This window comes from Anaerotruncus sp. G3(2012), assembly GCF_000403395.2.
In the GTDB taxonomy this organism is placed as follows: Bacteria; Bacillota; Clostridia; order Oscillospirales; family Ruminococcaceae; genus Anaerotruncus.
Map to the genome: position 1 here is coordinate 85,185 of NZ_KE159680.1, position 19,060 is coordinate 104,244.

At 57.0% G+C, this 19,060-nt stretch carries 26 protein-coding genes; 19 read left to right on the forward strand and 7 right to left on the reverse strand.

What is annotated here, in order from left to right:
* Nucleotide 1 precedes the first annotated feature (1 nt).
* The 18 genes from C814_RS21590 to rplQ all read left to right on the forward strand — a co-directional run bounded on the left by C814_RS21590 (nucleotide 2) and on the right by rplQ (nucleotide 9,042).
* Nucleotides 2–187, forward strand: coding sequence for a type Z 30S ribosomal protein S14 (locus C814_RS21590; protein WP_016317586.1), 186 nt, complete (start codon nucleotides 2–4; stop codon nucleotides 185–187).
* Nucleotides 188–220: 33 nt separating this feature from the next.
* Nucleotides 221–619, forward strand: coding sequence for a 30S ribosomal protein S8 (gene rpsH, locus C814_RS21595; RefSeq protein WP_016317587.1), 399 nt, complete (start codon nucleotides 221–223; stop codon nucleotides 617–619).
* 16 nt (nucleotides 620–635) lie between these two features.
* Nucleotides 636–1,181: a 50S ribosomal protein L6 gene (rplF, locus tag C814_RS21600; RefSeq protein ID WP_016317588.1), complete on the forward strand. Its 546-nt coding sequence runs from the start codon at nucleotides 636–638 to the stop codon at nucleotides 1,179–1,181.
* Between the two features lie 18 nt (nucleotides 1,182–1,199).
* A complete protein-coding gene (gene rplR / locus C814_RS21605; RefSeq protein ID WP_016317589.1) occupies nucleotides 1,200–1,559 on the forward strand; it encodes a 50S ribosomal protein L18 in 360 nt (119 codons plus the stop codon).
* A gap of 16 nt (nucleotides 1,560–1,575) precedes the next feature.
* A complete protein-coding gene (rpsE, locus tag C814_RS21610; protein WP_016317590.1) occupies nucleotides 1,576–2,076 on the forward strand; it encodes a 30S ribosomal protein S5 in 501 nt (166 codons plus the stop codon).
* Nucleotides 2,077–2,089: 13 nt separating this feature from the next.
* Complete coding sequence (gene rpmD, locus C814_RS21615; RefSeq protein ID WP_016317591.1) at nucleotides 2,090–2,269, forward strand: 50S ribosomal protein L30; 180 nt, start codon at nucleotides 2,090–2,092, stop codon at nucleotides 2,267–2,269.
* A gap of 20 nt (nucleotides 2,270–2,289) precedes the next feature.
* The gene (gene rplO, locus C814_RS21620; protein ID WP_016317592.1) at nucleotides 2,290–2,733 is read left to right on the forward strand and encodes a 50S ribosomal protein L15; all 444 of its coding nucleotides are present in this window, start codon (nucleotides 2,290–2,292) and stop codon (nucleotides 2,731–2,733) included.
* A gap of 1 nt (nucleotide 2,734) precedes the next feature.
* Nucleotides 2,735–4,030 (forward strand): preprotein translocase subunit SecY, encoded by a 1,296-nt coding sequence (gene secY / locus C814_RS21625; RefSeq protein WP_016317593.1) that lies wholly within the window; start codon nucleotides 2,735–2,737, stop codon nucleotides 4,028–4,030.
* A gap of 18 nt (nucleotides 4,031–4,048) precedes the next feature.
* A complete protein-coding gene (locus C814_RS21630; RefSeq protein ID WP_016317594.1) occupies nucleotides 4,049–4,681 on the forward strand; it encodes an adenylate kinase in 633 nt (210 codons plus the stop codon).
* A gap of 10 nt (nucleotides 4,682–4,691) precedes the next feature.
* Nucleotides 4,692–5,441, forward strand: coding sequence for a type I methionyl aminopeptidase (map, locus tag C814_RS21635; protein ID WP_031219996.1), 750 nt, complete (start codon nucleotides 4,692–4,694; stop codon nucleotides 5,439–5,441).
* A 12-nt stretch (nucleotides 5,442–5,453) separates the two neighbouring features.
* Nucleotides 5,454–5,720 carry a KOW domain-containing RNA-binding protein gene (locus C814_RS21640; protein WP_016317596.1) on the forward strand — a complete coding sequence of 89 codons (267 nt, stop codon included), beginning with the start codon at nucleotides 5,454–5,456 and terminating at the stop codon, nucleotides 5,718–5,720.
* On the forward strand, nucleotides 5,713–5,931 hold the full coding sequence (infA, locus tag C814_RS21645; protein ID WP_006873261.1) for a translation initiation factor IF-1: 219 nt from the start codon (nucleotides 5,713–5,715) through the stop codon (nucleotides 5,929–5,931). Before C814_RS21640 ends, infA begins: the two co-directional genes overlap by 8 nt.
* A gap of 39 nt (nucleotides 5,932–5,970) precedes the next feature.
* Complete coding sequence (gene rpmJ / locus C814_RS21650) at nucleotides 5,971–6,084, forward strand: 50S ribosomal protein L36 (RefSeq protein ID WP_016317597.1); 114 nt, start codon at nucleotides 5,971–5,973, stop codon at nucleotides 6,082–6,084.
* A 34-nt stretch (nucleotides 6,085–6,118) separates the two neighbouring features.
* Nucleotides 6,119–6,487 (forward strand): 30S ribosomal protein S13, encoded by a 369-nt coding sequence (rpsM, locus tag C814_RS21655; protein WP_016317598.1) that lies wholly within the window; start codon nucleotides 6,119–6,121, stop codon nucleotides 6,485–6,487.
* A 19-nt stretch (nucleotides 6,488–6,506) separates the two neighbouring features.
* Complete coding sequence (gene rpsK / locus C814_RS21660) at nucleotides 6,507–6,908, forward strand: 30S ribosomal protein S11 (RefSeq protein WP_016317599.1); 402 nt, start codon at nucleotides 6,507–6,509, stop codon at nucleotides 6,906–6,908.
* Between the two features lie 60 nt (nucleotides 6,909–6,968).
* Nucleotides 6,969–7,586 (forward strand): 30S ribosomal protein S4, encoded by a 618-nt coding sequence (rpsD, locus tag C814_RS21665; protein WP_016317600.1) that lies wholly within the window; start codon nucleotides 6,969–6,971, stop codon nucleotides 7,584–7,586.
* 110 nt (nucleotides 7,587–7,696) lie between these two features.
* Nucleotides 7,697–8,653: a DNA-directed RNA polymerase subunit alpha gene (locus C814_RS21670; RefSeq protein WP_016317601.1), complete on the forward strand. Its 957-nt coding sequence runs from the start codon at nucleotides 7,697–7,699 to the stop codon at nucleotides 8,651–8,653.
* 47 nt (nucleotides 8,654–8,700) lie between these two features.
* The gene (gene rplQ, locus C814_RS21675) at nucleotides 8,701–9,042 is read left to right on the forward strand and encodes a 50S ribosomal protein L17 (protein ID WP_016317602.1); all 342 of its coding nucleotides are present in this window, start codon (nucleotides 8,701–8,703) and stop codon (nucleotides 9,040–9,042) included.
* A gap of 385 nt (nucleotides 9,043–9,427) precedes the next feature.
* Here the strand turns inward: rplQ and C814_RS21680 are convergent, their stop codons facing one another.
* From C814_RS21680 to C814_RS21690, 3 genes are all read right to left on the reverse strand, one after another.
* On the reverse strand, nucleotides 9,428–10,147 hold the full coding sequence (locus tag C814_RS21680) for a tRNA threonylcarbamoyladenosine dehydratase (RefSeq protein ID WP_016317603.1): 720 nt from the start codon (nucleotides 10,145–10,147) through the stop codon (nucleotides 9,428–9,430).
* Nucleotides 10,137–10,847 carry a PP-loop family protein gene (locus C814_RS21685; protein WP_016317604.1) on the reverse strand — a complete coding sequence of 237 codons (711 nt, stop codon included), beginning with the start codon at nucleotides 10,845–10,847 and terminating at the stop codon, nucleotides 10,137–10,139. Before C814_RS21685 ends, C814_RS21680 begins: the two co-directional genes overlap by 11 nt.
* Before the next feature lie 302 nt (nucleotides 10,848–11,149).
* The gene (locus C814_RS21690; RefSeq protein WP_016317605.1) at nucleotides 11,150–12,463 is read right to left on the reverse strand and encodes a hemolysin family protein; all 1,314 of its coding nucleotides are present in this window, start codon (nucleotides 12,461–12,463) and stop codon (nucleotides 11,150–11,152) included.
* Between the two features lie 339 nt (nucleotides 12,464–12,802).
* Between C814_RS21690 and nifJ the strand changes: the two genes are divergently transcribed.
* Nucleotides 12,803–16,483, forward strand: a complete 3,681-nt coding sequence (gene nifJ / locus C814_RS21695) for a pyruvate:ferredoxin (flavodoxin) oxidoreductase (protein WP_037376460.1) — start codon at nucleotides 12,803–12,805, stop codon at nucleotides 16,481–16,483.
* A 60-nt stretch (nucleotides 16,484–16,543) separates the two neighbouring features.
* Here nifJ and C814_RS22715 read toward each other — a convergent pair whose 3' ends face one another.
* From C814_RS22715 to C814_RS24370, 4 genes are all read right to left on the reverse strand, one after another.
* Nucleotides 16,544–17,020: a hypothetical protein gene (locus C814_RS22715; RefSeq protein WP_016317607.1), complete on the reverse strand. Its 477-nt coding sequence runs from the start codon at nucleotides 17,018–17,020 to the stop codon at nucleotides 16,544–16,546.
* Between the two features lie 106 nt (nucleotides 17,021–17,126).
* Entirely contained in the window at nucleotides 17,127–17,675 is a 549-nt protein-coding gene (locus tag C814_RS21700; RefSeq protein ID WP_016317608.1) for a hypothetical protein, read from the reverse strand.
* Nucleotides 17,672–18,709 carry a baseplate J/gp47 family protein gene (locus C814_RS22720; RefSeq protein ID WP_016317609.1) on the reverse strand — a complete coding sequence of 346 codons (1,038 nt, stop codon included), beginning with the start codon at nucleotides 18,707–18,709 and terminating at the stop codon, nucleotides 17,672–17,674. The genes C814_RS21700 and C814_RS22720 overlap by 4 nt, the downstream gene beginning before the upstream one ends.
* Complete coding sequence (locus C814_RS24370; protein ID WP_016317610.1) at nucleotides 18,706–19,053, reverse strand: hypothetical protein; 348 nt, start codon at nucleotides 19,051–19,053, stop codon at nucleotides 18,706–18,708. Before C814_RS24370 ends, C814_RS22720 begins: the two co-directional genes overlap by 4 nt.
* Between the last annotated feature and the right edge of the window lie 7 nt (nucleotides 19,054–19,060).

Here is a 19,060-nt window from a genome sequence, read left to right on the forward strand (position 1 = left end):
CGTGGCGAAAACATCTATGAAGATTAAGCAGCAGCGTCCGGCGAAATTCTCCACAAGAGAATATACCAGATGCAAGATCTGCGGCCGCCCGCACGCTTACCTTCGCAAATTTGGCATCTGCCGCATCTGCTTCAGAGAGCTGGCGTATAAAGGGCAGATCCCGGGCGTAAGGAAAGCAAGCTGGTAAAAAACAAAGCTGAGCCAAAAGGAGGTTGACGGCATGCATATCACCGATACGATCGCTGACATGCTGACACGTATCAGAAATGCGAACAACGCAAAACACGATACTGTCGATATTCCTGCTTCCAACATGAAGAAAGCAATCGCTCAGATTTTGTTGGATGAAGGATATATTAAAAACTTCACCGTCGTGGAAGACGGCAAGCAGGGCACCATCAAGGTTACCCTGAAATACGGGCAGGGCAAGACCCCGGTAATCCAGGGGCTTCGCAGGGTTTCCAAACCCGGCCTGCGCATCTACACCAACTGTGAGGATATGCCCCGCGTGATGAAAGGTCTCGGAACCGCGATCCTTTCCACCAACAAGGGCGTCATGACCGACCGTCAGGCCAGAGCGGCGCATGTCGGCGGCGAAGTCCTCGCGTTTGTCTGGTAAGGGAGGTACGGCAGAAATGAGCAGAATTGGAAGAAAGCCCATCGCTGTACCGGCGGGCGTCGATGTGAAGATCGACGGCCACACTGTCACTGTCAAGGGCCCGAAGGGCACCCTGACCCAGACCTTCCGCCCCGAGATCGGCATTGCGCTCGAGGGCAGCGAGATCATTGTGACCCGCCCCAACGATGAGAAAATCGAAAAGAGCATGCATGGACTCACCCGCACGCTGATTGCCAACATGGTCCACGGTGTCACCGAGGAGTTCAAAAAGGAACTGGAGATCAACGGCGTTGGTTACCGCGCCGCCAAGCAGGGCAAACAGCTCGTGCTGACCCTCGGATTCTCGCATCAGGTCTTCTTTGAGGACAATGCGGACATCACGATCGACGTGCCTGCGCCCAACAAGATCATCGTCCACGGCCCGGACAAACAGAAGGTCGGGCAGTTTGCAGCGGAAATCCGCGAGAAACGTCCGCCGGAGCCTTATAAGGGCAAGGGCATCAAGTATGTTGACGAGGTCATCATCCGCAAGGAAGGCAAAGCAGGTAAGGGCAAGAAGTAAGTAAAGGAGTGAACCACCATGATTACAAAGCCTGACAAGAACAAAGCCCGGCTGAAACGCCATGTCCGTGTCAGAGCCAAGATCAGCGGCACCCCCGAGTGCCCGCGTCTTGATGTTTTCCGCTCCGCAAAACACATTTATGCCCAGATCATTGACGATGTGAACGGCGTCACCCTGTGTGCGGCTTCGTCGATGGATAAGGACTTCGAAGGTTTTGGCGGGAACAAGGAAGCAGCGAAAAAGGTCGGCAGCGCGATCGCCAAGAAAGCAGCCGATAAAGGCATCACCGAGGTTGTGTTCGACCGCGGCGGATATATCTACCACGGGCGCGTGAAAGAGCTTGCGGAAGCAGCCCGTGAAGGCGGCCTCAAATTCTAAGTAAGGAGGGATACTTTTGGCTCTTATTGATGCAACAAATCTCGATCTGAAAGAGAGAGTAGTAGCGATCAACCGCGTTTCCAAAACGGTAAAAGGCGGTCGTATCTTCAAGTTTGCGGCTCTGGTCGTAGTCGGCGACGGCAACGGCACTGTGGGCTTCGGGCTTGGCAAAGCGGGCGAGGTACCCGACGCAATTCGCAAGGGTATTGAGGACGCAAAGAAAAACCTGCACAAGATCTCGCTCAAAGGCACCACCATTCCGCACGAGATCATCGGCGTGTTCGGCGCGGGCAGAGTCCTGATGAAACCGGCTCCGCAAGGTACCGGCGTTATCGCGGGCGGCCCGGTGCGTGCGGTGCTCGAGGTTGCGGGCATCCGGGACATCCGTACCAAGTCCCTGCGTTCCAACAACCCCTGCAACGTGGTTTCCGCGACGATCCAGGGGCTGTGCGCCCTGCGTGATGCAGAGCAGGTCGCAGCCACCCGCGGCAAAGCCGTGAAGGATATTATAGGATAAGGAGGCGGGCAAGATGGCACAGCTCAAAATCAAGCTCGTGAAGAGCCTTGTCGGCAGAAAAGACGATCAGATTGCCACCGCCGAGTCCCTCGGGCTGCGTAAGATCGGCAACGAGACTGTCCAGCCGGACAATGCTGCCACCAAAGGCAAAATCGCGAAAATTTCCCACCTCATTGAGGTTACCGAAAACTAAGCAAGGAGGTGCAGCCAACCATGAAATTGCATGAACTTTCCCCGGCGCCCGGTTCCAACCGCGACGTATTCCGCAAAGGCCGCGGCCACGGTTCCGGCAACGGAAAGACCGCCGGCAAAGGCCATAAAGGCCAGAAGGCCCGTTCGGGCGGCGGCGTGCGGCCCGGTTTCGAGGGCGGTCAGATGCCGCTCCAGAGGCGTGTTCCGAAGCGCGGCTTTAACAACATCTTTGCAACCCGGTATGCAACAGTCAACGTTTCCGACCTCGAGCAGCGGTTTGAGGACGGCGCGGTTGTCGATGAGCAGGCGATCGTTGAAGCGGGCCTGCTGAAAAAGACGCTTGATGGCGTTAAAGTCCTCGGGAACGGTGAACTGACCAAAAAACTTACTGTCAACTGTGCAGCTTTTTCTTCGTCTGCCAAAGAGAAAATCGAGAAAGCAGGCGGGAAGGCCGAGGTGAAGTAAGATGTTCACAACCCTGAGGAATGCGTGGCGTATCCCGGAGCTGAAGAAGAAGATTGTCTACACCCTGATGATTATTATTCTGTTCCGGCTTGGCGCGGCCGTACCGGTGCCGTTCCTCGACGCCTCCGCGCTCAACCAGATGGTTTCGGCGGGCAGCCTGCTCGGCTATCTCGACATCCTCTCGGGCGGTGCATTTGCCAGCGCGACCATCTTCGCACTCTCGATCACCCCGTATATCACCTCGTCCATCGTTATCCAGCTGCTCACCGTCGCGATCCCTGCGCTCGAACGGCTGGCCAAAGAGGGCGAGGACGGACGTAAAAAGATCAACAAGATCACCCGGTATACCACCCTCGGGCTTGCCCTGCTCCAGGCGTTCGCCTACTACACCATGCTGCGCAACCAGTTCCATGCGGTCAACTATACTTCCGGCTTTGCAGGGGTATTTTCCGCGCTGGTTATCATCAGCACCTTTGTCGGCGGCGCGCTGCTGATCGTCTACCTCGGTGAGCGGATCGATGAAAACGGGATTGGGAACGGCATTTCGCTCATCCTCTTCTCGGGCATCGTTTCCCGCGGGCCTTCCGCAGTGGTCGGGTTCGGACGGTATATCCGCCTGAACGAGTACAGCTTCTCGAGCATGGTCTCGGTCGTCTTTATGGTCGCGCTTTTCCTGGTGCTGATCGTGGCGATCATCATTATGACCAACGCCGAGCGGCGGATCCCGGTGCAGTATGCCAAGCGGGTGGTCGGACGCAAGATGTACGGCGGCCAGTCGACCTTCATCCCGGTGAAGGTAAACATGTCGGGCGTTATGCCGATCATCTTTGCATCTTCGCTGCTCGCGATCCCCGGCACCATCGCGGCATTCACCAGCCCCGATCCCAACAGCTTCGCGGGCAGGATGCTCTATTCGTTCAATACCAACACCATCCTTTATGCAGTGCTCTATTTCGTACTGATCCTGGCGTTCAACTACTTCTATGTTGCGATCCAGTATAACCCGATCGAGATGAGCAACAACCTGCGCAACAACAGCGGCACCATCCCGGGCATCCGTCCGGGCCGGCCCACTTCCGATTTTATCGCAAGGATCATCGCGAAAATTACCCTGATCGGCGGTCTGTTCCTCGGCATTGTCGCCACCCTGCCGATCCTGCTCGGGAAGTTTACCCCGGGGCTGAACGTTTCGCTCGGCGGTACCTCGGTCATCATCGTGGTTGGCGTTGCACTCGATACCTTCCGCCAGCTCGAATCCCAGATGATGATGCGTCACTACAAAGGTTTCCTTGAATAGAAAAGTGAGGTTAGGGTTATGAAACTGATTCTCCTCGGCGCTCCGGGTGCCGGCAAGGGCACTCAGGCGGAGGTCATCCGCGAACATTTGCAGATTCCGGCAGTCAGCACAGGGAACATCATCCGTGAGGCGCTCCGGAACGGGACCGAAATGGGCCTGAAGGCCAAGTCCTATATGGACAGCGGCGCACTGGTGCCTGATGAGGTCGTAATCGGGATCATTGAAGAGCGTCTTCAGCAGGACGACTGCAAAAACGGGTTTATCCTCGATGGGTTCCCGCGCACCGTCCCGCAGGCAGAGGCGCTCGGCCGGATGGGGATCGAGATCGACCGGGTGGTTGACATCGAAGTTTCCGATCAGGCGATTATCCAGCGGCTCTCGGGCAGACGTGTCTGCGAGAAGTGCGGCGCGAGCTACCATGTCGAGCACAACCCTTCCAAGCAGGAGGGTATCTGCGACAAGTGCGGCGGGAATACGGTGGTCCGCAAGGATGATAAGCCGGAGACTGTGCTCGAACGCCTCGAGACCTACCATCAGCAGACCGAACCGCTCAAAGCGTTCTACGAAAAAGCGGGCAAGCTGGTCATCGTGCAGGGACAGGGTGAGGTCTCCGACACATCCCGTCTGGTGCTGGCCGCGCTGGAGGCTTAATAGCATGGCAATGGTCACACTGAAAACTTCCAAAGAGCTTGCAAAAATGCGCAAGGCCGGCGCGATCGCTGCGCAGGCTTTGCAGGCAGGCGGCGCGGCGATCCGTCCGGGGGTTACCACCGGCGAGGTTGACCGGGCCATCAAAAGGTTTATTGTTTCAAAGGGAGCCAAACCCTCGTTTCTGGGGTATGGTGGTTTTCCGGGCAGCGCGTGCATCTCGGTGAATGAAGAGGTTATCCACGGGATCCCCGGTAAACGGATTCTCAGAGAAGGCGACATCGTCAGCATCGACGTAGGCGCCCTGTATGACGGATACCACGGGGACACGGCTGCGACCTTCGCGGTCGGCGCGGTGGATACGCAGGCCCAGACGCTGATGGATGCCACCCGCGAAAGCCTGCAGGCCGCTCTTGCGGTGATGCGGGTGGGTGCGCGGATCGGTGACATTGGCAGTGCGGTGCAGTCCTATGTGGAGGAACGCGGGTTCGGCGTGGTGCACGAATATGTCGGGCATGGCGTCGGCCGGAACCTGCACGAGGCCCCGGAGGTGCCCAACTACGGGCGTCCGGGACATGGGGTGCGGCTGGTCGCGGGCATGGTGCTCGCGGTGGAGCCGATGATTACCCAGCATTCCCCTGAGATCCGCGAGCTTTCGGACGGATGGACGATCGTCACCGCCGACAAGGGGCTTGCCGCACATTTCGAACACACCATCGCGATCACCGAAAGCGGGCCGGTGATCCTGACACAGCCTGAATAGGGGGTGCCAGGAATGCCGATCCAGACGGGCAGCGTGGTCGAGTCGATTGCAGGGCATGACGCCGGGCGGTTCTATGTGGTCGTCTCGGTGGAAAAGAGGCATGTCGCGCTTGCCGACGGCAAGGTGCGGCTGCTGGAAAAGCCAAAGCGCAAGAGTGTGAAACACATCCGGAAAACCAATGCTGTGCTGGACCTTTCCAGCGGAGCCACCAATAAAAAGCTGCGGACGTTCCTGCGGGGATGCCGCGGTGAGAGCGAGGGAGGAAACGAGCTTGTCTAAGGAAGATGTCATCGAAATTGAAGGCACCGTCGTAGAGAGCCTGCCCAACGCGCAGTTCCGGGTGGAGCTGCCCAACGGGCATCAGCTTTTAGCGCATATATCAGGTAAGCTGCGGATGAACTTTATCCGTATCCTGCCGGGAGATAAGGTCACACTGGAGATGTCTCCGTACGACCTGACCAAGGGGCGCATTACCTGGCGCTCCAAATAAGCAAGAAACATCCAAGGGAGCAGAAGGAGGTAATTTCTCATGAAAGTAAGACCTTCCGTTAAGCCCATCTGTGAAAAGTGCAAGATCATCAAGCGCAAGGGCCGTATCATGGTTATCTGCGCAAACCCCAAGCACAAACAGCGTCAGGGCTAAGTGTAAAACCGAATAATGGAGGTGTAACAGAAGTATGGCTCGTATAGCTGGCGTTGACCTGCCGAGAGAAAAGCGGGTCGAGATCGGTTTGACCTATATCTTTGGTATAGGCCGCAAAACCGCTCAGCAAATCCTTGCGTCCACCGGCGTGAATCCGGACATCCGTGTCAAGGACCTTTCCGAGGAGGACGTTTCCAAGCTGCGTGATTATATCGACCACAACCTGCATGTGGAGGGTGACCTCCGCCGTGAGGTCGCGCTGAACATCAAGCGCATGGTTGAGATCGGGTGCTACCGCGGCGTGCGCCACAGAAAGGGTCTGCCTGTCCGCGGGCAGAGAACCAAGACCAATGCGCGCACCAGAAAAGGCCCCAAGAAGACTATCGCCAACAAGAAGAAATAATCAGGGAGGGATATAGACGATGGCAAAAGCAACTGCCAGAAAAACAGCCACTCGCAGACGCCGCGAGCGCAAAAACATCGAGCGCGGAGCGGCGCATATCCAGTCCACGTTCAACAATACGATCGTCACCATCACCGACACCCAGGGCAACGCGCTTTCGTGGGCTTCGGCTGGCGGGCTGGGCTTCAGAGGCTCCAGAAAGAGCACCCCGTATGCCGCGCAGACCGCTGCGGAGACCGCTGCAAAGGCTGCCATGGAACATGGGCTCAAGACGGTCGAAGTGTTCGTAAAAGGACCTGGCTCGGGCCGTGAAGCCGCAATCCGCGCATTGCAGGCAGCAGGTCTCGAGGTCAACATGATTAAGGACGTGACCCCCATCCCGCACAACGGATGCCGTCCGCCCAAGAGAAGACGCGTCTAAACGCATCTGATCCCGCAGCGTGCCCCGCACGCCGCCCAAACCATTCAGGAGGTGCAATCAATGGCAAGATATACCGGCGCTGTATGCAGGCTCTGCCGCCGCGAGAACAAAAAGCTGTTCCTCAAGGGCGAGAGATGCTACACCGACAAGTGTGCCGTCACCCGCAGGGCTTCGGTTCCCGGGCAACACGGCAAGGCGCGTAAGAAGATCTCCGAATATGGAATCCAGCTCCGCGCCAAACAGCAGGCCAAGCGTTATTATGGGGTTCTCGAGAGCCAGTTCGAGAAATATTTCGATATGGCGGAGCGCCAGTCCGGCATGACCGGTGAAAACCTGCTGCGCATCTGTGAGAGCCGTCTGGACAATGTAGTTTACCGTCTGGGCTTCGCGGCTTCCCGCAAAGAGGCACGCCAGCTGGTTCGGCATAACCATTTCACTGTGAACGGCAAAAAGGCCAATATCCCCTCGATCCTGCTCAAGTCCGGCGATCTGGTTGCGGTGGCATCCAAGAGCGGCAAGCTCAAAGAGGTTGTCGAAGCGATGTCTGCCCGTCCGGTTGTAAAATGGCTGGACTGCGACAAGACCAAAATGACCGGCCGCGTCATCGAACTCCCGCACCGCGAGGACATCGACCTCGACGTTGAGGAGCACCTGATCGTCGAGTTGTACAGCAAGTAATCATGTGGAGGCGCGCAGCAATACGCGCCGCCGCATGACCGCGCAAGGTTTTAGGGAAACGAGAATGACAAGGCGGGGATTGAGTTTCCGCCGGAGAAGGAGGGTCCATTATGGTCAAAATCATAGAGCCCAAGATTGAGACGGTCGAGCTCAAGTCTGACGGTAGTTACGGCAAATTTGTGGCGGAACCGCTGGACAGAGGTTTTGGTACCACGCTGGGGAATGCCCTGCGCCGTGTGCTGCTTTCCTCTCTTCCTGGTGTTGCGGTCATCTCTGTGAAGATCGACGGCGTCCAGCACGAATTCTCGACAATCCCGGGAGTGAAAGAAGACGTAACTGAGATTATCCTCAACATCAAGGGGCTTACCGCAAAGCTGTATTGCGATGAACCCAAGACGGTGAGAATAGAGGCCCAGGGCGAGTGTGAAGTGACCGCCGGAAGCATCGAATGCGATTCGGAGGTTGAGATACTCGACCCGAGTATGCACATCGCCACGCTGGATGCGGGCGCCAAGCTCTCGATGGAGATTACGCTGCGCAAAGGGCAGGGCTATGTGTCCGCCGACCGCAACAAGCATACCGAGCTTGAGAAAGCTCCGATCGGAACCATCGCGGTTGACAGTATCTACACCCCGGTGCTGAAGGTCAACTATACGGTGGAGAACACCCGGGTAGAACAGATAACCGACTATGACAAACTCACGATTGAAGTCTGGACAGACGGGACCATCTCCGCGAAGGAGGCGGTGAGTCTGGCGGCCAAGATCCTCAATAGACAACTCAATCACTTCGTCGACCTTTCGGATGAGGTGAGCACAACCGAGATCATGGACAAAAAAGAGGATACCGGTAAAGATAAACTTCTTGAGATGACCATTGAAGAGCTTGACTTATCTGTTCGCGCGTTTAACTGTCTGAAGAGAGCCAGCGTCAATACCGTGGCGGACCTCATCAACAAGTCTCCGGACGAGATGATGAAGGTGCGTAACCTCGGAAAGAAATCGTTGGAAGAGGTTATCTGGAAGTTACAGTCACTGGGATTTGACCTTTCTAAGGACGAAGAATAATCCGGGCGCCAGGCGCCTGCAAAGTTTTGGGTAAGGAGTGAAATTCGATGCCAGGAACCAGAAAACTCGGCAGAACTTCCAGCCATAGAATGGCAATGCTCAGGGCGATGGTCACCTTCCTGCTGGAAAACGGCAAGATCGAGACCACTGTCACGCGGGCAAAAGAAGTTCGTGCGATGACCGAGAAGATGATTACAACGGCTAAAACCAACGACCTCCACTCCAAGCGTCAGATTTTCTCTTTCGTAACGAAAGAGGATGTCGCGAAGAAGCTGTTTGACGAGATCGCCCCTAAGTATCAGGAGACTAAGGGCGGGTATACCAGAATCGTCAAGATCGGCCCTCGCCGCGGTGACGCCGCAGAGATGGCAATTATCGAGCTGGTTTGAACCATATAAGCGATATGAAAAAACGCAGAGGATTTTCCTCTGCGTTTTTACTTTTTGGAATATTTATATTTATTTTTACAAATAGAAAATCTAACATTTCTGCGAATAGGTGCCTGTTTTGAAGGGTATCGATGATAGTATGTTTGACAGGGGGCTTTTTCACTTGCAAAAAGCCCCCTCTTGCCGCTTCGCGGCAATTCACCCGAAAAAAGCGCTTCACAGGATAAAGCGTTCCGCTCGCTGCGGCGAGCGGCGAGGGCTCTGCCCCTCGACCCCGCGATTTTTTGAAAAAAATCGAGTAAAACTTTAGTTTTGGGAAAAAGCGGCACCCGACCCCTCCCCGGAGCAAAAAAATCGAGAAAAACTTTGGCTTTTAGCAAGGTTCTTACACCAGTTGAAGCAGGCGGCGCACCACGTAAGATGCGATCAAATACCCTGCGGCGGGCGGCACAAATGCAATGCTTGCGGGAGCATGACGTCCGTTCTGGCTGTCTGGGCAGACCGTTTTACGCGGTGTTTCGAGGGAGTAGAGGACAGTCTGAGAAGTCACGCCGCGCTTTTTCAGCTCCCGGCGCATCACCCGCGCAAGTCCGCAGCCACATCCATTAGCAGTTTCGCAGATGTCACCAATCCGGAGCTGAGAAGGGTCGAGCCGGTTACCGGTGCCCAAACAGGTTACCAGCGGTACATGCCTTGTCTGGCATTCCTGTGCGAGGTGGAGCTTGGCGGTAACCGTGTCGATCGCATCCACCACAAAAGCGGGGGACCAGTCGAACAGGAAGGCATGGTTTTCGGGCAGATAAAATTCGGGGGTGAAGGTAAAATCCCCTTCCGGACAGATCGAACGCAAACGCTTTTCCTGTGCGTCAGTTTTGCGCCACCCCACCACCTCCCGGGTAGCGACAAGCTGCCGGTTCAGATTGGTGAGGTCCACCCGGTCATGGTCGATCAGCAGCAGATGCCCCACACCAGCCCGGCAGAGCGCTTCTGCGGCGGCAGAACCGACCCCGCCCAACCCCAGTATGGCAACCCTGGCGCTTTGCAGGCGTGCAAGCCCTTCGGAACCGATCAAAAGTTCGGTGCGCTGCAACCAGTTACCATCCACTGATCTTCCCCCTCCGTATTGCTCCAAATATACGTTTTGTAATGCCTGGATATAGTTTTTCCAAATCGTTTAAATGATCCTTAGCTGACTGGCGAGCGGTACATCCATCGACGGGGCAGGCACTCTTGACAACCGGAAGCCCTGCGCGGTTGACTGCGTTGCGGATCTCCCGTTCGGGGGCAAAGACAAGCGGCCGGATCATCGTGAGGTCTTTACGGGAAAGGTAGGTAACCGGGGAGAAACAACCGATCCGCCCTTCGTGGAACAGATTCATCAGGAAGGTTTCCACCGCGTCGTCGTAGTGGTGGCCAAGCGCGATTTTGTTGCAGCCAAGGGCTTTGGTAGTGTCGTGGAGCAGTCCGCGGCGCATTCTGGCGCAGAGGCTGCAAGGGTTGGTCTCGTTGCGGGTGTCGAAGACGATCGAACCGATATCAGTACGCCTGATCAGGTAGGGAATCCCGTATTCATCACAGAGTTGCTGGATTTTGGAATAATCGGACGGGAGACCGTTGAATTGATTGTCCAGCGTGATGGCTTTGAGGGAGAAATCGATGCCAATGAACGAGCGGACGCGGGCAAGTCCGACAAGCAGAGCAACGCTGTCCTTTCCACCTGAAACACCGACCGCAATGGTATCGCCGTTCTGAATCATCCCATACTCGGTGATTGCGCGCCGGATATAACCTAAAATTTGTTGCATATTGTGAGTAATTCCTCCATGTCCAAAAAGGTTTTCTGGATTTTTCCCTTGGAATTTGTTCAAGACTTTCCACAGACTTGTAGAGGGGGCTTTTCCATGCGCATGTTATTTCTCGGGCGTTGCGCCCGAAGCGCGGTTCACGCGACACCTGGGCAGGATGCGCCTTGCAGAGAGGGGTCAGCGATCCCTCCCCGCAGGCCCCATCCCGGCAGATGAGGAGCACCTTTTTAGCTGCTCCTTGTTTAAAAGTTTCGTCCACCTTTTCAAAGGTGGCGGGGTCGAGGGGCGGAGCCCCCGCGCCTTCAGGAGGGGGCGGAAGTTTTGGAGCGTTCAGCGCGAATCCGCACGATCCGCCGGTCGGAGACGGCCACGACCGTAAATTTCACTTCGCCAAGCGCTACCGTCGGATGCTCCCCTGGGGCGGGGATCCGTTCAAGTACGTCGGTCAGCAGCCCGCCGATCGTGTCATACTCCGAGTCCTCTGCAAGGGTGATCCCGAACAGCCGTTCAACATCATCGATCAGGACAGTTCCGCCGATCGCATAGCAGTCCTCCCCTAGTTTGAAGATCTCTTCTTCCTCGTCGTCGTATTCGTCCTGGATATTCCCAACGATCGATTCGAGCAGGTCTTCCATGCTCGCGATCCCAGCAGTGCCGCCGTATTCGTCCACTACGATTGCAACCTGTACCTTTTTTGCCTTAAACTGGCTGAACAGATCGACACAGCTCATGGTTTCGGGCACAAACAGCGCCGGACGCATATAGCTCTGAGGATCGAAGGTCTCATTGCTCTGCTCGATCAAGCGGAGCAGGTCCTTAACATAGACGATCCCAAGGATCGCATCAACATTGTCGTCGTAAACCGGGATGCGGGAATACCCACTTTCGAGCGCGAGCGCCGCCACTTCGGAAAGGGTCGCGGTTTTGGGGATGGCGCACATATCGGTACGGTGGGTCATGACCTCCGAAACGCACCGGTCATCAAACTCGAAAATATTGTTAATCATCTCTTTTTCGCTCTGTTCAATCTCCCCTTTTTCGCTGCCCACATCCACCATCATGCGGATTTCCTCTTCAGCGGCCTGCCCCGATTCAAGCGGCTCGGGACAGCCGACCAATCGGGCGAGCAGCTCGGCAAGCGCGCCGTTGAACGCGACAAACGGCCGGAAAAGCAGGGAAACAATCCGGCAGAATCCGGCGAGCGCGGCCGCAACCGGCTGTGGGTGACGGCAGGCGATCCGGTAGGGAAGCAGCAGGCAGAGCACGTCCAGGATCAGCACCTGCACCGCACAGGCGAGAAAAACCGCTGTGTATCGCAGGAAAACCGGGGCGCCATCCACAGGGAAAAGCGCCGACAGGCTGCGCGCCAGATACGACCAGAGCAGTAGCGAGGTCACAACTGTACAGGAGAATCCCGCCAGCTTACAGCCCTCAAGCAGCGCGGCAGGTTTTTCGAGGTCGTGCGCGATCCGGCGGTCTCTCTTCCGCTCGGAGGCAGCAAGCTTTTTGACCTCTGCATCAGGCAGCTGGGTGAGGGCGGTGCGCCCGGCGGTTAAAAAGGCGTTGCAGAATGCCATGAACAGGATCAACGGCCAACTGGGATACTCTCCCATCATCTCAATTCCTCCAAAGTGTTCCTGAAAGACAGGTTTGATTACCTCTAATATAAACATTTTCAGGGCGGCTGTCAATTTTTTGTGGCAGGTTGGGCAAAATAAGAAAAAAGTGCCGGAAAGGGCGTGTATAAATAAACAAGAAATTTTCGTCTTATCTGCGCTTTTTTGCAGAAAATTATCATAAATTTTGTTGTACATGCTGTTTACAACAGTGGACAAAGATGGTAAAATCTAAAGAAGATGGATTCTTTCGCGGGAAGTGACCGTGAGGGGTCTTGTCTCCATGACTAATTTCCAATTAGTTACTATTTTTAATAGGGAGGAAATACAAACATGGCAATCGTAAGGAAAAAGAAAACCATGGACGGTAATACTGCGGCAGCGCATGTCAGCTATGCGTTTACCGAAGTAGCGGGTATCTACCCGATTACACCGTCCAGCCCGATGGCGGACAATGTCGACCAGTGGGCGGCAAAGGGCCAGAAGAACATCTTCGGCACCGAGGTAAAGGTCGTCGAGATGCAGTCCGAGGCGGGTGCTGCGGGCACCGTCCACGGCTCTCTGGCCGCTGGCGCGCTGACCACCACCTACACCGCTTCCCAGGGCCTGCTGCTGATGATCCCGAATATGTACAAGATCGCCGGCGAGCTGCTGCCCTGCGTGTTCCACGTTTCGGCGAGAACGGTTGCGTCCCATGCGCTGAACATCTTCGGCGACCATTCGGACGTTTATGCCTGCCGTCAGACCGGTTTTGCGATGCTGGCTGAGACCAATACGCAGGAGGTCATGGATCTGGGCGCGGTCGCACATCTGGCGTCGATCAAAGGCCGGGTTCCGTTCATCAACTTCTTCGACGGATTCCGTACTTCCCACGAGATCCAGAAAATTGATATCTGGGATTACAAAGACCTGGCGGAGATGCTCGATTTCGACGCAGTGGAAGCGTTCCGCAAACGCGCTCTGAACCCCGAGCGCCCTGTGATGCGCGGTTCCCACGAGAACGGCGACATCTTCTTCCAGCATCGTGAGGCCTGCAATGAGTACTACGAGAAGCTGCCCGCAGTGGTCGAGGAGTACATGGGCAAGGTCAACGAGAAGCTGGGCACCGATTACAAACTCTTCAACTACTACGGCGCACCGGATGCAGAGCGCGTTATCATCGCAATGGGTTCGATCTGCGACGTTGCAGAAGAGGTCATCGACTATCTGACCGCTGCCGGCGAGAAGGTCGGTCTGGTCAAGGTACGTCTCTACCGTCCGTTTGTTTCCTCCAAACTGATCGAAGCGATCCCCTCCACCGCAAAAGCGATTGCTGTCCTCGACAGAACCAAAGAGCCGGGCGCACTGGGCGAGCCGCTCTATCTGGATGTTGTCACCTCCCTTGCACAGGCGGGCATCTCGACCAAGGTGATCGGCGGCCGTTACGGCCTCGGCTCCAAGGATACCCCGCCCTCCAGCGTATTCGCAGTCTATAAAGAGCTTGCGAAGGCGGATCCGAAGCCGCAGTTCACCATCGGCATCACCGACGACGTGACCAACCTTTCGCTCGAGGAAGAGGTCTCCCCGAACACCGCTGCGGAAGGCACCATCGAGTGCAAGTTCTGGGGTCTGGGCGGCGACGGCACGGTCGGCGCGAACAAGAACTCGATCAAGATCATCGGCGACCACACCGATAAATATGTACAGGCGTACTTCCAGTACGACTCCAAAAAGACCGGCGGTATCACCGTTTCGCATCTGCGTTTTGGCGACAAGCCGATCAAGAGCCCCTACTATATCAACAAAGCAGACTTTGTTGCCTGCCACAACCCGTCTTATGTGGTCAAGGGCTATAAGATGGTCAACGACGTCAAACCGGGCGGTGTGTTCCTGATCAACTGCCAGTGGAGCCCCGAGGAGCTTGACCACCATATGCCTGCCGAGGCAAAACGGTATATCGCCAAGAACAACATCCAGCTCTACACGGTCAATGCGATCGACCTCGCGATCAAGATCGGCATGGGCAAGCGCACCAATACCATCCTTCAGGCGGCGTTCTTCGCACTCGCGAAGGTTATGCCCGCTGAGGACGCGATCAAATATATGAAGGATGCGGCCCTGCATTCCTATGAGAAGAAGGGCATGGACGTTGTCAACATGAACTATGCTGCGATCGACGCGGGCGGCACTGCGTTCGTCAAGATCGATGTTCCGGCTTCCTGGGCGGATGCGCAGGATACAAATGACAGCGCAGCTCTTGAGGGCAAGTCCGAGCTGGTCAAGATGGTCAAGGACATCATGGAGCCGGTCTCCAAGATGAACGGCGACAGCCTGCCGGTCAGCGCGTTTGTCCCGCACGCGGACGGTACCTTCGAGCAGGGCGCCTCGGCTTACGAGAAACGCGGCGTTGCGGTGGCGGTTCCCGAGTGGCTGCCTGAAAACTGCATCCAGTGTAACCGCTGCTCGTATGTCTGCCCGCACGCAACCATCCGTCCGTTCGCACTCACCGAGGAGGAGGCCGCAGCCGCTCCGGAGGCAACCAAGACCCTCGAGATGACCGGTGCGAAACAGTACAAATTCGCAATGAGCGTTTCTCCGCTCGATTGTATGGGATGCGGCGTCTGCGTCAGCGTCTGCCCGGGCAAGAAGGGCGTCAAGGCGCTCGAGATGAAGCCGCAGGAGAGCCAGGCGGCACAGCAGCCGGTATTCGATTACATGGTTGCGAAGGTCGCGCCCAAGGCGGATATGCCGGTAGCGGTCGAGACAGTCAAGGGCAGCCAGTTCAAACAGCCGCTGCTTGAATTCTCCGGCTCGTGCGCAGGCTGCGCGGAGACCGCGTATGCACGTCTCATCACCCAGCTGTTCGGCGACAGAATGTATATCTCCAACGCAACCGGATGCTCCTCGATCTGGGGCGGTCCGGCGGCAACTTCGCCGTACACTGTCAACAAAGAGGGCCACGGCCCGGCATGGGCGAACTCGCTGTTCGAGGATAACGCAGAGCATGGCTTCGGTATGCTGCTCGGCCAGAGCGCAATCCGTGACCGCATGATCGAAAAGACCAAAGCGCTGATCGCGGTTGAGCATACCTATGCACCGCTGAAAGAAGCTGCACAGGCGTGGCTGGATACCGTCAACGACGGCAAGGCAAACGCGGAAGCGACCAAAAAGTATATTGCTGCTCTGGAAGAGGGCCTCATGACGATTGACGATGTGTTGGCGTTCATCGCCAGCCCGGCCAGCAAAGAGGTATTTGGCGATAAACATGGTGAGATGCAGGCCCATGCACAGGCTCTGAAGGAGTCCGGCGCGGCTTACTGCGATTGCGCAGCCTGCGCGCTGGTTCAGGAAATCCTCGCTCACAAGGAGTACCTGTCCAAGAAATCGGTCTGGGTATTCGGCGGCGACGGCTGGGCATACGACATCGGCTTCGGCGGTGTTGACCATGTTCTGGCTTCCGGTCAGGATATCAACATCATGGTCTTTGATACCGAGGTCTATTCCAACACCGGCGGCCAGGCATCCAAGTCCTCGCAGATCGGCCAGGTAGCGCAGTTTGCTGCTTCCGGTAAGGCGATTGCGAAGAAGAGCCTCGCAGAGATCGCAATGTCCTATGGTTATGTCTACGTCGCGCAGATCGCGATGGGCGCTGACATGAACCAGACGATCAAAGCACTGACCGAGGCAGAGGCTTATCCGGGCCCGTCCCTGATCATCGGTTACTCGCCCTGCGAGATGCACAGCATTAAGGGCGGCATGACCAACTGCCAGAGCGAGATGAAGAAAGCGGTCGACGCTGGCTACTGGAACATGTTCCGGTTCAACCCGGCCAACAAGGCAGAGGGCAAGAACCCGTTCACGCTGGACAGCAAAGCCCCGTCGGCGAGCTACAGAGACTTCATCATGAGCGAGGCGCGTTACTCGTCGCTGACGAGAGCGTTCCCGGATCGTGCGGAGACTCTGTTCACCGAGGCGGAGAAGAACTCTCTGGCGCGGTACGAGCACCTGCTGCGGCTCCAGAAACTCTACGAAGTAGAATAATTCTACAAGACGCAGTTCCGCCGGCCCTGTTGAGAAACAGGACCGGCGGTTTTTGTTTCCCTACGCAAAGAGGATATACACATATTTCACATCTTTTTCATTGAGCTTGGCGATCCGCCCGTAGACTGCCTGCGGGACGTTGAGCGCTGTAAAAGCGGTATCCCCGGGATTGAGCATCAATCCCTGGGAGCATCCGGTCTGGGAAAAAAATCCCGAATAAACGTCCACCGTCCCGGAGGTAGCGGTCGCGCCGATCGGTACCTTGTCCACTGCATACAGGATGCCGAACCGCGGCGCAACCCCCATCTCGACTGCCCGCATGGGAGTACCGTCCCCGGTGTATCCCCCCACAATCGGAATTGCCTTGTTCCATGCGGCGCGCTCGGCCTCTGTGAGATGCATCGTCTGATCCGCAGTGTGGCTTCCGACCGCCTGATCTACCTTGCGGTTATCGGCATTGAAGTCGGCCATCTTGGGCTTGTCAGACCCAATCCACTGGTTCAGCTTGAGATGCTCGGTCATATTTGTACTTGCCATAAACACCCTCCTTCTCGGTTATCGTAAGAAGTTTCGTCCACCTTTTCAAAGGTGGCGGATTCCAAAGGCAGAGCCTTTGGTCGCTCATCGCAATGAGCGAAACACTTTAGAGCAGATGCGCAAACGTCTCGAACCAGTTCCAGGTCATATCGCGGTCGTCGAGCATCTGCGCAGTATAGTCTTTCCGGTCGAGCGCATCCCAGCTCAGTCCATAGAGGTCGTTTGCAATCTCCAACCCGGCAGGGGCGAGCTGTCCGATCGTGCGCAGCAGAGTTTCAACATCCGGAAAAAATCCGGGGGAAAAATCCCCGCGTACCATCAGGCGCCCCGTCTGCTCTTCGATGGATACGACTGCCCCAAGCCGTTCCAGAAAGCCCTCAATTTCGGGGACTGTCCATCCGCACCCCCGGATGCATTCGGCGAGCGCCCGACGTACCGCATCCTCCTTCATCCCCTCCGGGGGTGTAAATCCATAGAGTGCGCACCATCTGCCGAGTTGCTCCGAGGACATCCGGTCGGGCAGGCTGGAGACGGATGCAAGCAGGGGCGGCAGAAGATCAAGCGCGGCCTGATACGATTCGATCTCACAGCGGATCATACTGCCCGGCCGCAGGTCGTAGATGCCGAGAGCAGCGGTTTGAGAAAGCAGGCTCATCCGACCATCTCCCTGACAACGATCTCCCCTGCCCGCAGGATTTGGGAGCCACCGGGGGTGAGATCGGCGGCAGGCAGGACAAACCGGTAATTTTCGGCGAAACCGCTATTCATAATCACCTGCCCCAGCCGCGCGAGGGTGCATCCCTGACCGATCCGGCGGCAGTTCAGTTCCTGGGCGAGCAGACCGGCGATCTGTTCCCGCCCGGCGGCATCAGCGGCCGCCTCAACATCAATCCTGACGGGGACAACCTCTGCGCGTGCCACGGCAACGGTGGTACATGGCTCCCGCAGCCGATTGAGCTGCTCCGAAAGGGAGGAGATCGTTTCGTCGGAGAGCTGCGCATCCCCTTCCGCGGCAACCAGAACAGTCACAGTGCCCCCCTGGCCGCTGACCGCCGCATCATACACCCCAGGGCAGGCGAGCGCGTGTTCCATATAAAATCCCCTGTTTGCGCCATTGTTCGGCTCCCGGCAGGCCGATTCGAGACGGGCGCGCAGATGTTGGTCGGTTTCGCGCTCGAAGCCACCCGAGAAGGGTTCAGGGTTGCCCACTTCGGAGACCTCCCCGCAGTAAGAGCGGATCAGGCAGACCGCACCCGCGACCGCATTTCCGGAAATACCGGGATGTACCGCCTGTGCGGGAACCAGCAGCTCGGAAACCCCCGGCTCCATCCGCCCTTCCGCAACCGTTTCATATTCGATCTCATCAGCAGTGGCGCAGATGCACCCTGCCGGGATCGTACAGGCAGTTTCGGCCTGTTTGCGTGAAAACCGCAGCATCCCGCTGGCGCGGCAGGCTTCCCGGCGGGAAAGCCCCCGAAGGGCGGCGTGCGCATCAAGCGTCTTGCCGGATGCGGTCGCGGGAAACGCCCCCAGACGGGCCTCTTCGATCTGTCCCGCGAGGGCGGAGAGCTGGACCGCCAGTGCGCGGAACCGGAAAGCCACATCCGAAGCGGGGTTGGGGCGGAAGCCGGTCAAACCAGCATAGGTCTCGGCCATCCTTTCGTAGTAATATTCCTGATCGTAGTTCATACAGTCACCTCCAACTGATAGTTCTGGTGTCCGGCTTCCAACCCGACCCGGACATGCAGCCGTCCGGCATCGGGGGAGAACTGGCAGTCGGCAGAGCGGACGCGCACACCGGACATAGGTGCAAGCGCCTCCCGGCAGGCGGCGAGCGCCTTTTGGTTGAGGGAACCGTCCGCTCCGCCGAGCTGATGCAGCCTGCTCCCGAAAGTAGGGTCGTGCGGCAGGCTGCCCCTGCGGACCGCGAGCCGGAGAACCGCACGCTGGAGCAGCTCATGCGCACCGCTGACAGAAAGGGCGGAACCGTCGTGCCCGATCACCATATCCCCGTCGCGCAGTAAAACATCCAAAGAGACC

What these genes read in the sequence shown, in the direction of transcription:
- rpsH (WP_016317587.1), top strand. Translation starts at nt 221, where the DNA reads ATGCATATCACCGATACGATCGCTGACATGCTGACACGTATCAGAAAT.
- rplF (WP_016317588.1), top strand. Translation starts at nt 636, where the DNA reads ATGAGCAGAATTGGAAGAAAGCCCATCGCTGTACCGGCGGGCGTCGAT.
- rplR (WP_016317589.1), top strand. Translation starts at nt 1,200, where the DNA reads ATGATTACAAAGCCTGACAAGAACAAAGCCCGGCTGAAACGCCATGTC.
- rpmD (WP_016317591.1), top strand. Translation starts at nt 2,090, where the DNA reads ATGGCACAGCTCAAAATCAAGCTCGTGAAGAGCCTTGTCGGCAGAAAA.
- rplO (WP_016317592.1), top strand. Translation starts at nt 2,290, where the DNA reads ATGAAATTGCATGAACTTTCCCCGGCGCCCGGTTCCAACCGCGACGTA.
- secY (WP_016317593.1), top strand. Translation starts at nt 2,735, where the DNA reads ATGTTCACAACCCTGAGGAATGCGTGGCGTATCCCGGAGCTGAAGAAG.
- C814_RS21630 (WP_016317594.1), top strand. Translation starts at nt 4,049, where the DNA reads ATGAAACTGATTCTCCTCGGCGCTCCGGGTGCCGGCAAGGGCACTCAG.
- map (WP_031219996.1), top strand. Translation starts at nt 4,692, where the DNA reads ATGGTCACACTGAAAACTTCCAAAGAGCTTGCAAAAATGCGCAAGGCC.
- C814_RS21640 (WP_016317596.1), top strand. Translation starts at nt 5,454, where the DNA reads ATGCCGATCCAGACGGGCAGCGTGGTCGAGTCGATTGCAGGGCATGAC.
- rpmJ (WP_016317597.1), top strand. Translation starts at nt 5,971, where the DNA reads ATGAAAGTAAGACCTTCCGTTAAGCCCATCTGTGAAAAGTGCAAGATC.
- rpsM (WP_016317598.1), top strand. Translation starts at nt 6,119, where the DNA reads ATGGCTCGTATAGCTGGCGTTGACCTGCCGAGAGAAAAGCGGGTCGAG.
- rpsK (WP_016317599.1), top strand. Translation starts at nt 6,507, where the DNA reads ATGGCAAAAGCAACTGCCAGAAAAACAGCCACTCGCAGACGCCGCGAG.
- rpsD (WP_016317600.1), top strand. Translation starts at nt 6,969, where the DNA reads ATGGCAAGATATACCGGCGCTGTATGCAGGCTCTGCCGCCGCGAGAAC.
- C814_RS21670 (WP_016317601.1), top strand. Translation starts at nt 7,697, where the DNA reads ATGGTCAAAATCATAGAGCCCAAGATTGAGACGGTCGAGCTCAAGTCT.
- rplQ (WP_016317602.1), top strand. Translation starts at nt 8,701, where the DNA reads ATGCCAGGAACCAGAAAACTCGGCAGAACTTCCAGCCATAGAATGGCA.
- C814_RS21685 (WP_016317604.1), bottom strand. Translation starts at nt 10,847, where the DNA reads ATGCAACAAATTTTAGGTTATATCCGGCGCGCAATCACCGAGTATGGG.
- C814_RS21690 (WP_016317605.1), bottom strand. Translation starts at nt 12,463, where the DNA reads ATGATGGGAGAGTATCCCAGTTGGCCGTTGATCCTGTTCATGGCATTC.
- C814_RS22715 (WP_016317607.1), bottom strand. Translation starts at nt 17,020, where the DNA reads ATGGCAAGTACAAATATGACCGAGCATCTCAAGCTGAACCAGTGGATT.
- C814_RS21700 (WP_016317608.1), bottom strand. Translation starts at nt 17,675, where the DNA reads ATGAGCCTGCTTTCTCAAACCGCTGCTCTCGGCATCTACGACCTGCGG.
- C814_RS22720 (WP_016317609.1), bottom strand. Translation starts at nt 18,709, where the DNA reads ATGAACTACGATCAGGAATATTACTACGAAAGGATGGCCGAGACCTAT.